Annotated in this window: 13 protein-coding genes; 7 read left to right on the plus strand and 6 right to left on the minus strand. The window is 45.2% G+C overall.

The genetic code is table 11. The features are described from left to right. The coding region (locus G7Y39_RS08540; RefSeq protein WP_165156916.1) for a transposase domain-containing protein at positions 1–214 on the plus strand (214 nt) is incomplete at its 5' end. Positions 215–244: 30 nt separating this feature from the next. On the opposite strand, the gene G7Y39_RS13675 is transcribed toward G7Y39_RS08540, so the two are convergent. The 6 genes from G7Y39_RS13675 to G7Y39_RS08565 form a co-directional block, all read right to left on the minus strand. Beyond that, positions 245–964 (minus strand): hypothetical protein, encoded by a 720-nt coding sequence (locus G7Y39_RS13675; RefSeq protein WP_241159987.1) that lies wholly within the window; start codon positions 962–964, stop codon positions 245–247. A 5-nt stretch (positions 965–969) separates the two neighbouring features. Continuing rightward, complete coding sequence (locus G7Y39_RS13680) at positions 970–1,287, minus strand: hypothetical protein (protein WP_241159988.1); 318 nt, start codon at positions 1,285–1,287, stop codon at positions 970–972. A gap of 213 nt (positions 1,288–1,500) precedes the next feature. After that, on the minus strand, positions 1,501–2,442 hold the full coding sequence (gene mdh / locus G7Y39_RS08550) for a malate dehydrogenase (RefSeq protein ID WP_165156918.1): 942 nt from the start codon (positions 2,440–2,442) through the stop codon (positions 1,501–1,503). A gap of 145 nt (positions 2,443–2,587) precedes the next feature. After that, positions 2,588–3,772, minus strand: a complete 1,185-nt coding sequence (locus tag G7Y39_RS08555; RefSeq protein ID WP_165156920.1) for a class I SAM-dependent rRNA methyltransferase — start codon at positions 3,770–3,772, stop codon at positions 2,588–2,590. Further along, on the minus strand, positions 3,773–4,354 hold the full coding sequence (locus G7Y39_RS08560) for a 3'-5' exonuclease (protein ID WP_165156922.1): 582 nt from the start codon (positions 4,352–4,354) through the stop codon (positions 3,773–3,775). Beyond that, positions 4,351–4,899, minus strand: coding sequence for a DUF5063 domain-containing protein (locus G7Y39_RS08565; RefSeq protein ID WP_165156924.1), 549 nt, complete (start codon positions 4,897–4,899; stop codon positions 4,351–4,353). Before G7Y39_RS08565 ends, G7Y39_RS08560 begins: the two co-directional genes overlap by 4 nt. A 201-nt stretch (positions 4,900–5,100) precedes the next feature. Here G7Y39_RS08565 and G7Y39_RS08570 point away from each other — a divergent pair, with 201 nt between their 5' ends. From G7Y39_RS08570 to G7Y39_RS08595, 6 genes are all read left to right on the plus strand, one after another. Beyond that, positions 5,101–6,486, plus strand: coding sequence for an aldo/keto reductase (locus tag G7Y39_RS08570; RefSeq protein ID WP_165156926.1), 1,386 nt, complete (start codon positions 5,101–5,103; stop codon positions 6,484–6,486). A gap of 21 nt (positions 6,487–6,507) precedes the next feature. Next, on the plus strand, positions 6,508–8,028 hold the full coding sequence (locus G7Y39_RS08575; protein ID WP_165156928.1) for a 4Fe-4S binding protein: 1,521 nt from the start codon (positions 6,508–6,510) through the stop codon (positions 8,026–8,028). 218 nt (positions 8,029–8,246) lie between these two features. After that, positions 8,247–10,715 carry a DNA translocase FtsK gene (locus G7Y39_RS08580; protein WP_165156930.1) on the plus strand — a complete coding sequence of 823 codons (2,469 nt, stop codon included), beginning with the start codon at positions 8,247–8,249 and terminating at the stop codon, positions 10,713–10,715. A gap of 2 nt (positions 10,716–10,717) precedes the next feature. Next, positions 10,718–11,392 carry a LolA-like putative outer membrane lipoprotein chaperone gene (locus tag G7Y39_RS08585; RefSeq protein WP_165156932.1) on the plus strand — a complete coding sequence of 225 codons (675 nt, stop codon included), beginning with the start codon at positions 10,718–10,720 and terminating at the stop codon, positions 11,390–11,392. A 37-nt stretch (positions 11,393–11,429) separates the two neighbouring features. Further along, positions 11,430–12,383 (plus strand): thioredoxin-disulfide reductase, encoded by a 954-nt coding sequence (gene trxB, locus G7Y39_RS08590; protein WP_165156934.1) that lies wholly within the window; start codon positions 11,430–11,432, stop codon positions 12,381–12,383. 104 nt (positions 12,384–12,487) lie between these two features. Next, positions 12,488–13,258, plus strand: a complete 771-nt coding sequence (locus G7Y39_RS08595; protein WP_165156936.1) for a glycerophosphodiester phosphodiesterase family protein — start codon at positions 12,488–12,490, stop codon at positions 13,256–13,258. The last annotated feature ends 247 nt before the right edge of the window (positions 13,259–13,505 follow it).

Genomic DNA, 13,505 nt, shown 5'->3' on the forward strand with positions numbered 1-13,505 from the left:
GCGCAACTGGTTGCATACCGGCAGCCACTTCGCGGCCGAAAACATAGCTTTCATGTATTCGTTGCTTGAAAGCTGCAAACTCAACGCTGTAAATTTCGGAGAGTACATCGAGGATATACTCACCCGGTTGATGAAGGGTGAGAAAGCGGATGCGTCTTTCCTTCCCAATAAATACGTTCCCCGTCCAAAACAGGGACAGGAGAAAGCCGCCTGACAGGGCAAAACATGAAATCAAGAAGTTTTTTTATTTTATCATGGACGTAACTTGTTGGTTGACAAGAGTACGCTGTAGTGGTGGTTTACCGTTTATCTGGTAACCTGCCCTAGAAAAGCAGTGGATAGTGTAGGCTTCACGTTCCGTTCCTTGGTCTGCATTCAAAACTTTATAAGCACATGGGTCTGCGAACAACATTTTTGCGCCAGTGCTACGGGCTTTCATGTCATTGGGGTACCTTACTATTTTCAATAGATCTACACTTTCCATCACAAAGAGTAGTTGATAGAGTTTTTCCGCTCCTATTCCCCAATCAGAACATAAAGAGGTGACTTGCACACGAGGTATTGATGAGTTTGCCAGTGTGCCGATAATGGCTCGCATCACACGTAGGTTGTTTTCGGAAATGCTAGGCAGGAAGAATGGTATGTCGTTATTGAGAATCTTGTCGATGACAGCCATGTAACGTGCTTCGAAATCTTTCTCTTGGTAGAAAGGACGTGTACCGTAACTACGATAATTGAGGAAATGGTTCAACAGTTCCGCATCAGGTTGTGTAGGTAATATTGTGTCTCCCAGTTTATACTTGGGGTATGCTTGCCCAGTTTCAAGATAAAGAAATTCTCTGAACGACATTAAAGGCATCTGTATCGCTACATAACGTCTTGACAAGTCGGCCTTACCATCACGGAGTACTAACGATGAGGAATCTGAAATCCAGATGATTTTTCCTGGATAGTCATCATACAAGGCCTTCAGATGTATGCTCCAGTTTGATGCGTAGTGAATTCGCCGATAATAACACCTTCATAACCAAGCATGAATATGCTACTGACTAAGTCATAGAGCGGTTCGCCAATAATCTTCGGATTATCGGCGGAAAAGTATAATAAGCGCTTGCCTTGTGAATGATGGAGTAGAAATGTAGATTTGCCACATCCTCTGGCACCGGTTAGCATCAGGTTTTTAGGAAGCTCACCAAACTCCGTGGTGAATGGTCGCAATCTCTGCGGAAGAGCCGCTAATCGGCGTTGCATGGCCGTTACCAGTGTTTGGAGTATATTTGTATTCATTCTATGGGAATTGTATTTACGTGTAAAATTACCGAATTATTTCTACAATAGAAAGAATTTGTGCAAGAATGTTTCTGTGTCAGAAAGAATATAGGCGTGAGGAGAGCAAGAAGATTATCTTCGTCCCGTCGAAACTGTCCGTGTCCACATAAAAAGAAAGAGACCAACCCCGATGGATCAGTCTCTTTTTTATCGCTTCAATAGAATTTCAAATTAAAGTGCACCTACTTCTCTCAAAGCCTCGTTAGTCTTGTGAACAGCGGCAGCGCTCTTAGCGAACAGCTCTTTCTCCTCTGCGTTCAATTCCAATTCAACGATCTTCTCGATACCGTTCTTGCCAAGGATAACGGGAACACCGATGCAAAGATCAGATTCACCGTACTCGCCTTCCAAATAAACAGAGCAAGGAACCATTTTGCCTTGGTTGCGGATGATAGACTCAACAACGAACGCTCCGGCGGCACCTGGTGCATACCAAGCTGAGGTTCCTAATAATTTAGTCAATGTAGCGCCACCAACCATTGTGGAAGCAACAGCCTCTTGCAATTTCTCTGCGCTTAACAATTTGCTAACAGGGATACCTTTGTAAGTAGCCAAGCGAGCCAACGGAATCATTGTAGTGTCACCGTGACCACCGATTACCATACCCTCAACCTCATTCGCGTTGCAACCTAGAGCCTGAGACAAGAAATATTTGAAACGAGAGCTATCCAACGCTCCACCCATACCGATGATACGGTTCTTCGGCAAGCCTAAAGACTTCAATGACAAATAAGTCATTGTATCCATCGGGTTGGAGATAACTACCAAGATTGCGTTCGGAGAGTATTTCAAGATGTTTTGAGCTACGCTCTTAACGATACCAGCGTTAACACCGATCAATTCCTCGCGAGTCATACCCGGTTTACGGGGAATACCGGAAGTGATAACCACAACGTCTGAGTTAGCTGTCTTCTCATAATCGTTCGTGCAACCTACAACCTTAGTATCGAAACCTAGCAATTGAGCGGTCTGCATCATATCCATCGCCTTACCCTCGGATACGCCCTCCTTTACATCTAGCATTACAACTTCGTCTGCCACTTCATTGAAGGCAAGAACATTTGCGCAAGTAGCACCTACATTACCGGCACCAACAACTGTTACTTTTGACATAATAAATAAGTTTTAGTATGTTATTACTTAATAATACGCTATGTTTTCTAACGATGGCAAAGGTACAATCTATTACGGAATAAAGAAATATTTCCGTATATATTTTTTTGAGGGGGCGAACAAAACTTAACCGAGGAAGGTTTTCTTACTCTACATACAATACCAATCCTTTCAGATATTCCCCTTCCGGATGGTAGATATTCACCGGATGGTCTGCGGGTTGGGTCAATTGATGTAAGATTCGGACACTACGGCCGGATTGGGCGGCCGCGCTAAATACGGCTAGGCGGAAATTCTCTTTACTAACTACTTGAGAGCAAGAGAAGGTAAATAAGATTCCTCCCGGCTTGATCTTCTCGAAAGCAATTGCGTTTAATTTGCGATACCCTTGTAAGGCGTTACGTAGTACATTTTTATGTTTAGCGAACGCAGGAGGGTCCAATATGATTAAGTCATAATTACTCCCCATCTTTTCCAAATATTTAAACGCATCTTCCGCATAGGCCTCATGACGGGGATCTCCCGGGAAATTCAACTCGACATTCTTTTTCGTCAAAGAAATCGCTTTCGCCGAACTATCTACGGAATGAACTACCTTAGCGCCTCCTCTCATCGCATAGAAAGAGAAACCGCCTGTATAACAGAACATATTCAATACGGAGCGATCTTTCGCGTAATGCTCCAATAAAGAACGATTCTCCCGTTGATCCACGAAGAAACCTGTCTTTTGGCCTTTCTGCCAGTCTACACAGAATTTTAGTCCGTTTTCTACGGCGATATCCTCCACTTCTCCACCGAATAAGTAACCATCCTCGCTACCTAAATTCGCTTTGTAAGGCAAAGTCGCATCCGATTTATAGTAGATGTTTTGTAAAGTATCGCCCAATACCGCTTTCAAAGCCTCCGCTATCTGATGACGGGCATAATGCATGCCTACCGAATGCGCTTGCATAACCGCCGTACGCGCATACATATCGATCACCAATCCCGGTAAGTTATCGCCTTCGCCGTGAATCAGGCGGAACGTATTATTCGTTTCTACACCGGCCAGCCGCAAGGTCTTTCTGAGTTCGTAAGCGGTACGGATACGTTCAACCCAAAAAGCATCGTCGATGGCGATTGAGGTGAAAGATAACACACGTACGGCGATACTGCCGATTTGGTAATGGCCGATCGCCAAAAAACGCCGGTTCGCTCCGTATACCTCTACCAAGTCACCCTCTTCCGGTTCGCCTTCAACAGATTGGATCGCTCCGGAAAACACCCATGGATGGAAACGCAATAGCGATTCTTCTTTCTTGGGCTTGAGAAAAACTTTACAATACTCCATTTATGCTTGATTCAATAAATTATATATTCTTAGGCAGGCCCAAGCATCGAGGGCCGCGTATTTCTTTTGTGAGTCCGTTAATACATCTGCCTCCCAATTCGTGAGGCGTTGTCCTTTTGATATCTTTTTTCGGAAGAGTATCGCATAGATCTTTTGCAGGCTGGCATCCTCGATGCCGAACTGACCCACGTAATTCTGTAAATCAAGGAAATTAGCGGGTTCTATATCTGAACGCTTCCGTATCGCCCCGAAATCATCCCGTAAAGATAACCCGATCTTCAAGGTTGAGCTGCTTTTCAGGAATTTCTCCAGAGATTCCGGTATGCCGATATGATTCAAGCGGAACAAGAAACAGGTATCATCCGTTGATATCTGCATCAATGAGATTTTGTAACGCTGCCCCTTCTTAAAGCTGGGACGGGTCTCCGTGTCAAAACCAACGATCGGAAAACGCAGCAAGTACTCTACGGCCTTGTCCGCCTCCTCTTTACTAAGGATCGTAATGATACGCCCCTTGAACTCCTCTACGGTAAGTTTCGCTATTTCCTCTTTAGTAATTGTATGTATAAATTGTTGTATCATCCTTTGTCACCATTCTTTTCCCAATCCTCATCACCACTGTAACGCACGGCGTGCAACGCTTTCAAGGCATTCAATAATTGCTGTCCCCAGTATTCTTGGAAGTTCGTGCGGCACAAAGCGATGGCCTCTAGCATAACTTCCTCGTTCCCTTGACGGAATAAAGACACGAAATTCCCCATATCCTGATAGACATCTGCCAAATTCTCGGAAATAAACGCTGCGATAGGAGTATCACTATACCGCATATCCGCGTGAAATGTTTCCAGATAGGAATCTCGTTCGCCAAGCAAACCGGCTATCCGTGAACGAACCGACTCATACATATCTTCTGAAACGGAAAGCTCGAGGGCGGTTTCCTCTTCAGACTCTACCTCGGGCAACAAGCTGGCCTTTAAGTATAACAGAGGCAGGAGTTTTGTCGCCTTGTCTACGAAGTCGAAAAGTCCGGTATTTCCGGCAGCCTCTACAAAGGTACAATATTCCAGCGCTACCGTGACAAACTCTAACGTGTTACGCTCGTATATCGGATTTTCTTCTTTTCCCATGTGCCTGTTCGTCTAACTATCCCTAATAACAATTCGCGAAAGTACAACAAAAATCTGTTTTTTTGCGATGAAGTCCCGAATATTCTTTTTTAGTTGAGGCTTAGATATTTTCTGTTTTATTAATTTTGTGCGATTAATGGAAGGAGTGTTGAATGATAGACTAATGTTGGATATACTAATAGGATAAAAAACGATCGAGTTATGAGTTCATGTGGAAAGAATGAGAACCCTCAAGAAATGAATCGCCGTAAATTCTTGAAGGTGTTTGGGGGTGGGGCTGTCGCCTCTTCGGCGGCGCTTTGCGGTTGCGCTCCCAAGAATGAGCCGGGTGCGGCAGTGGTGTTGGGTGAGGTCCCTACCGATAAAATGACCTATCGCCAACATCCTACGAATGGCGATAAGGTTTCTATTTTAGGATATGGTTGTATGCGTTGGCCCTTGAAAAAAGGGTCGGACGGTAAAGACCAGATTGATCAAGAAGCCGTGAATCGTTTAGTGGATTATGCGATAGAGCATGGGGTGAATTATTTTGATACTTCCCCGGTTTATGTACAAGGTATGTCCGAGAAGGCGACCGGTATAGCGCTGGCCCGTCATCCGAGGAACTCTTATTACCTGGCCACCAAATTGTCAAACTTCCAGAACTATACGAGAGAAAACTCGTTGGCGATGTATCGGCAGTCTTTCCGTGATTTACAAACCGATTATCTGGATTACTATTTGCTTCACTCTATTGGTGGGGGTAATGGTATCGAGCTTTTCAATGACCGCTATATAAATAATGGAATGCTCGATTTCTTGGTGAAGGAACGGGAAGCGGGACGTGTCCGTAACCTTGGTTGGTCTTTTCATGGGGATGTAAAAGTGTTTGATTATGTGTTGGATATGGGCATAAAATGGGATTTTGTTCAGATCCAGCTGAATTATCTGGATTGGAAACATGCCTCGGGGCGTAACGTAAACGCAGAATATCTGTATGGCGAATTAGCGAAGCGAGGTGTTCCGGCGGTTATCATGGAACCGCTATTGGGAGGTCGTTTATCGAATGTTCCGGATCATATCGTCGCTCGTTTGAAACAGCAACGCCCTGAGAATAGCGTGGCTTCATGGGCTTTTCGTTTCGCGGGTTCTCCGGATGGGGTCTTGACGGTGTTAAGTGGCATGACTTACATGGAGCATTTGCAAGATAATATCCGTACTTATTCCCCGCTTATTCCGGTAACGGACGAGGAGAAGGCCTTTTTGGAAGAGACGGCTCAGCTTATGATGAAATATCCGACAATACCTTGCAATGATTGTAAATATTGTATGCCTTGTCCATATGCGTTGGATATTCCGGGTATTCTCCTACACTATAATAAATGTGTGAATGAAGGAAATGTCCCGAAAAGCGCTCAAGACGAAAATTACGCGAAAGCTCGTCGTGCCTTCTTGGTCGGTTATGACCGGAGTGTCCCAAAGTTGCGTCAAGCGAACCATTGTACAGGGTGTGAGCAATGTAATCCTCATTGTCCGCAGGGTATCGATATTCCCAAAGAGATGCAGCGTATAGATAAATTCGTGGAAGAGTTGAAAGTGAATGGTTAACCTTTAAACAAACAGAAAATTATGTTACGAAAAATAAGAATATTCGCCGCTACCTGTTGTTTTGTGCTGATAACCCTGTTATTTCTTGATTTCACGGGTACGATTCACGCTTGGTTCGGATGGTTGGCAAAGATACAGTTTTGGCCCGCGTTGTTGGCTTTGAATGTCGGTGTTGTAGTAGGGTTGGTAATCTTGACTCTTTTATTGGGGCGTGTATATTGCTCCGTTATCTGCCCGTTAGGGGTATTGCAGGATATCATTTCGTGGCTTGCCGGTAAACGGAAGAAATACCGCTTTACTTATTCTCCCGCATTGAAGTGGGTACGTTATGGTACCTTGGTTGTTTTTATATTGGCTTGTATCGCTGGTATCGGTTCTTTGGTGGCGTTGATCTCGCCTTATAGCGCTTATGGGCGTATCGCTTCTAATTTATTTGCGCCAATCTATCAAGAGGGCAACAATTTATTGGCCTATTTCGCGGAACGTATGGATAGTTACGCATTCTATCCGGTGGACGTATGGGTACGTAGTCTGGCTACGATGGGAATCGCTATCCTGAGCTTTGTCATATTGGCGATTTTAGCTTGGAGAAATGGACGTACGTATTGCAATACGATCTGTCCGGTAGGTACGGTTCTCGGTTTTTTGTCGAAGTATGCTTTACTCAAACCTCGCATTGATACCGATAAATGTAATGGTTGCGGATTATGCGCGCGCAAATGCAAGGCTTCTTGTATCGATTCTAAGAATCATGTGATCGATTATAGCCGTTGCGTGACTTGTATGGACTGTTTGGATAATTGCCGTCAGGGCGCGATTTCGTATACGAGGGTATGCAAGGCTGATAAAACTACGTCGGTAAAAGAATCCTCAACGAAGGACACTGCGGATGTTTCCCGCCGTCGGGCCTTGTCAGCGACGGCATGGGTAGCCATGTCTTCTGTTTTGCATGCTCAGCAGAAAAAGCTGGAGGATTATGTGGAGATGAAGAAGGACGGAGGCTTCGCACCGATTAAAGAACGTAAAGAGCCGAATCGTTTGGCGCCATTGGTTCCTCCCGGAGCTTTGAGTATCGGGAATCTGGCGCGACATTGTACGGGATGCCAGCTTTGTGTTTCTGTCTGCGAGAACCATGTCCTGCGTCCGTCTACGGATCTGATGAAACTGATGCAGCCGGAGATGGTATTCGATAAAGGATATTGCCGCCCGGAATGTGTGAAATGTTCGGAGGTTTGCCCGACGGGGGCGATCAAACCGATTACGAAAGAAGACAAATCCGCTATACAGATCGGCCATGCCGTATGGGTAAAAGATCTTTGTATTGTCAATACGGACGGTATGAGTTGCGGTAATTGTGAACGCCATTGCCCGACAAAATCGATCCAGATGGTAGCGAAAGATCCGGCAGATCCGAAGTCGCTAAAGATCCCGGTGATCAATACGGAAACTTGCATTGGTTGTGGCGCTTGCGAGCACCTTTGTCCATCTCGCCCTCAAAGCGCGATCTATGTGGAAGGGCATGAGATGCATAGGACTATCTGATATCTTTACAGTACCGTATAAGTGTTGCGGCGTTACTGCATAGGCGTTGCAGTGGCGCCGCATTCGCTTTGCAGTAGTACCGCGACCCGCATTGCGGTAAACATCTCACTGAGGTATGTGTCTCTGAAAAATATGTCTCTTTTGCATAGAAGCTTCGTCAGACTCATTTTTTCTATGTACATTTGCGTACTATAAGAGAATTATTGAGAGACTATTTTATGGCAAAGAAGACAATAACAGCGAAGCAAAATCATACAGAACCGAATGGGTTCGCAGCCTTGAAGACTTTTTTCACAAATGAACGGACCCGTTTTATTACAGGTTTGATCATCTCTATACTAACCATTTACGTAGGGCTTGCCTTGATTTCGTTTTTCTTTACAGGAGCCGCCGATCAAAGCAAAATAGAAAATGTCCCTTTAGGTGATTTGTTGACCAATCGAGGATCGGTAGAGAATTGGACGGGCGTACGCGGGGCGTATTTGTCTGATTTGTTGATGAATCGTTGGTTTGGCATCTCTTCTTTTATGATCCTCTTTTTCTTGGGATCGGTTGGGGCGAAACTCATGAGCTTAAATAAAGTATCCTTGTTGAGACGTTTCTTGTTCAGCGCTTCGGCGTTGATCTGGGGATCTGTGTTTTTTGCGTTCCTATTTATCAAGGGATATGAGGATACGTTTATTTATCTAGGCGGTCAACACGGATATTACATCTCGGAGATGTTTATTGCCAATATCGGAATCCCCGGAACGGTCTTGCTCTTATTAGGTTCATTCTTAATCATCGCCATTTTTACCAGTAAGAAGACAATCCCGCTCTTGCAGCGTATGTTCTCTTTAGGTTGGGTGAGAAATCGTTTGAGACGAGAAGGCCGAGAAGACGTAGAGCAACCGGATGAACAACCGGAAATGGATGATTACGAAGCGTTTGATACGGAGGCTGAATTGTTGAGTGTCGAAAAGAGAGAAAACCGTAAAACAGTACCGGAATATGAGGGGGAAGAGGTCGCTGCTGCTGATGATTTAGTCGTCACGATCGCGAGAGGCGACGATGATCCGATAAACGAAAAGGTAGAGGAGATAAATACCCCGGAATCAGGGGATGAGGAGGATACCGGATTCACGGTGGAAGTTGCCGCCGGTAATGATGAAACCTACGATGCTTCAGCCTTGGGTACGTATGATCCCCGTTTGGATCTTTCCCGTTATGTGTTTCCTACCTTGGACTTACTGAAAGCGTATGATAGTGGGAACATGGAGATTAATCGGGACGAATTGGCGGAAAACCAACGCTTGATCAAGCAAGCCTTGGAACATTTCAATATAAAGATCGCCTCGATCAAAGCGACAGTCGGACCTACGGTTACGCTTTATGAGATTGTACCCGAGGCGGGTGTCCGTATTTCTAAGATCAAAAACTTGGAGGATGATATCGCTTTGAGTCTATCCGCTTTGCAGATCCGTATTATTGCTCCGATGCCCGGAAAGGGGACGATCGGTATCGAGGTGCCGAATAAGAATCCTCAGACGGTATCGATGCAATCTGTTATCGCCTCACGCCGATTCGTTGAGGGTAAGTATGAGTTGCCCGTGGCGATGGGTAAGACAATTACGAACGAGGTGTTCATGTTCGATCTTTGTAAGACACCGCATTTATTGGTAGCCGGTGCTACGGGACAAGGTAAGTCTGTCGGTCTAAATGCGATCATCACTTCCTTATTATACAAGAAGCATCCATCGGAATTGAAATTCGTGATGGTTGACCCGAAGATGGTTGAGTTTAGTATCTATTCCAAGATAGAGCGTCATTATCTGGCGAAACTTCCGAACGCGGAGAAACCGATTGTTACGGAGCCGGCCGACGCTGTCGCTACATTGAACTCGTTGGTGATCGAAATGGAAGACCGATACCGTTTACTGGTGAATGCGAATGTTCGTAATATAAAGGAATACAACGCCAAGTTTATCGAACGGCGGTTGAACCCGCAGAAGGGACATCGCTTTTTACCCTATATCGTGGCGGTAGTGGATGAGTTTGCCGACTTGATCGCAGTCGCCGGACGTGAGATCGAGTTGCCTATCTCTCGTATCGCGGCAAAGGCTCGTGCGGTGGGTATCCATATGATCTTGGCTACGCAACGTCCGGATACAAAGGTGATTACCGGTACGATCAAGAGTAATTTCCCGAGTCGTATCGCCTTTAAGGTCGCTTCTATGATCGATTCACGTACGATTCTGGATGCTCCGGGCGCTAACCGTTTGATCGGACGGGGTGACATGTTGATTGTTGTAGCGGGACAAGAGCCGGTTCGTGTGCAATGCGCTTTCGTAGATACGCCCGAGGTGGAGGATATCGTGGATTATATCGGTGAGCAGGCAGGTTTCCAAACCGCTTATCTGCTTCCGGACTATGTGCCGGAAGGGGGAGAGGCGTCGACTTCGGGAGCGGTCGATTTATCCGATCGAGACCCCTTATTTGACGAGGCGGCTCGTTTGATCGTGATTCAGCAACAAGGTTCTACCTCTTTGATCCAGCGTAAATTCGCGATCGGTTATAACCGTGCCGGACGTTTGATGGATCAATTGGAAGCTGCCGGTATTGTCGGCCCGTTTGAGGGAAGTAAGGCCCGTCAGGTATTGGTGCAAGATGAGTATTCGTTGGAGCAAGTATTAAATGCTTTGAAATAGATATGAGAAGAGAACATAAAATAAGCGTGTGGCGATGTATCGCATTTGTCGGGTTATCCTTGTGCTTTCTGTTGGGGCTAGGAGTGGGGGCGCATGCCCAGGATGCGAATGATATCTTGGGGAAGGCTGCCGCTGCTTATGAGAATTCAAATGGGATAAGCGCTTCTTTTATGATGTTTACCCGTTCTGCCGGTCAGAATGCGGGAGAAAGTTTTGAGGGAACCATCCAAATGAAAGGTGATAAGTTTACATTAGTTACGCCGGAGGCGCTTACTTGGTTTAATGGTACGACACAATGGACGTATGTGGAACGGAACGAAGAGGTGAACGTGACGAATCCTACGGGAGAGGAGTTGCAATTTACGAATCCCGCTCTTTTATTAAATAGCTATAAGAAAGGATTCACGGCAGCTTATAAAGGCGAGAGTACAGCTCCGAACGGAAAAACCGCTTACGATGTGGAATTGATACCGAAGAAAAAAGGGAATATCGTGAAAGTGGAGTTGCAAATCGAGAAATATTCAAATTTTCCGACTCGTATCACGGTTACTTCTAAAAATGGCGTTAGCAGTACGATCCGGATCAGTCACCTGAAAACAGGTGTAAACCAACCGGATCGTTTTTTTGTTTTTAACGAAGGGGACTATCCGGATGTGGAGGTGATAGATCTTCGATAATAGAGAATTGAAAATTGATAATTAATACTTAGATACTATGAGCGATTCAGTGAATGAGAAAGTACGTTGCCTGATTATAGGCTCGGGTCCGGCAGGTTATACGGCAGCAATTTACGCTTCCCGTGCGAATTTATCTCCGGTGCTTTATGAAGGCATACAGCCGGGGGGGCAATTAACGACAACTACGGAGGTGGAGAATTTCCCGGGCTATCCGGACGGTATAACCGGTCCTGAGTTAATGGAAGATTTAAAAAAACAAGCCGTCCGCTTTGGTGCGGATATCCGTTTCGGTATCGCTACAGCCGCTGATTTGGGTGAGGCTCCTTACAAAATTACGATTGATGGCGAGAAAGTGATCGAGGCGGAGACCTTGATTATCGCTACGGGTGCTTCCGCGAAGTATCTGGGTCTTCCGGATGAGCATAAATACGCGGGTATGGGTGTATCCGCTTGCGCTACTTGCGATGGCTTTTTCTATCGTAAAAAGAGGGTAGCGGTAGTAGGTGGCGGAGATACGGCCTGCGAGGAAGCGATTTACTTGGCTGGTTTGGCGAAGCAGGTTTACTTGATCGTGCGTAAACCCTATTTACGTGCTTCAAAAGTAATGCAAGAACGTGTCTTCAAGACTTCGAATATCACGGTACTTTTCGAGCATAATACCTTAGGTCTATTTGGTGAGAATGGGGTGGAGGGTGCTCATTTGGTAAAACGTATGGGAGAGCCGGATGAGGAGAAAGTGGATATCGCCATCGATGGTTTCTTCTTGGCGATTGGTCATAAACCCAATTCGGACATCTTCAAGCCATGGGTAGATACGGATGAGGTCGGTTATATCGAGACGGTTCCGGGAACTCCCCGCACGAAAGTTCCGGGTGTATTTGCCGCCGGAGATGTCGCTGATCCTCATTATCGTCAAGCGATTACCGCCGCTGGAAGTGGCTGTAAGGCGGCTATCGAGGCCGAACGTTATTTATCAGAGATCGGAAAATAATCCTTCTGAGATAATCCTCGGTTGTAGAGACGTAGCGCATGCGTGCGATGTCTTTACAGCCGGTTGAAATCTTGTTTTTTATTTGTATTAACAATTTATATACTATGAATCTAAAATCTACTCTTCTTTTACTGTTCTGTTTGATGATGGCGGGAATGATCGCCGCGAAAGACCATACGAAAGTGGTCGCCCATCGGGGATATTGGAAAACGGAGGGCTCTGCCCAGAACTCTATCCGCTCTTTGGAACGTACTAGCGAGATTGATGCCTATGGCTCGGAATTCGACGTGCATCTTACGGCGGACAATGTGTTGGTCGTCTACCACGACAATGATATCCAGGGAAAACACATTCAATCTTGTACGTACGATGAATTGAAGGATTTGAGACTGAGTAACGGAGAGAAACTTCCTACTTTGGAACAATATTTGAAACGTGCGAAGAAATTGAAGAATATCCGGTTGATATTTGAATTGAAACCTCATGATACTCCCGAACGTAACCGAGAAGCCGCGAGACTGTCTGTGGAAATGGTAAAACGTATGAAATTAGCGAAACGTACGGATTACATATCTTTTAATCTGGACGCTTGTAAAGAATTCATCCGCCTATGTCCGAAATCAGAGGTCTCTTATCTGAATGGAGAATTATCTCCGATGGAATTGAAAGAGCTTGGTTTTACGGGATTAGACTATCATTATAAAGTCTTGCAATCTCATCCGGATTGGGTGAAGGAGTGCAAAGTACTTGGCATGACTTCGAATGTCTGGACTGTAAATGACCCTAAATTGATGGAAGAGATGATCGATATGGGAGTTGATTTTATTACGACCGATTTGCCGGAAGAGATTCAGCGTATCCTTCGCTCTCGATAGATGTGCAAGAAAACTTTGGCTGTTGTTAAATTAAATAATACAAGGTTGATTGTTTATTTGTCGAGCAAAAAGTTGAAGAGTATTGATTATACGAAGTGTACTTGTTACATGTTTTGTATAATCAATATTTTTTTGAGTTGTTTTGTCTTCGATTCCTTTACGAAGTGTCAAAGACTCATTAGGAATGGAATATCAGACTTCCCCACGAGGGATTCGAATAGGTAGTTATAATAAGCTTAATTTAGAG

The organism is Parabacteroides sp. ZJ-118 (assembly GCF_011038785.1).
GTDB lineage: Bacteria > Bacteroidota > Bacteroidia > Bacteroidales > Tannerellaceae > Parabacteroides.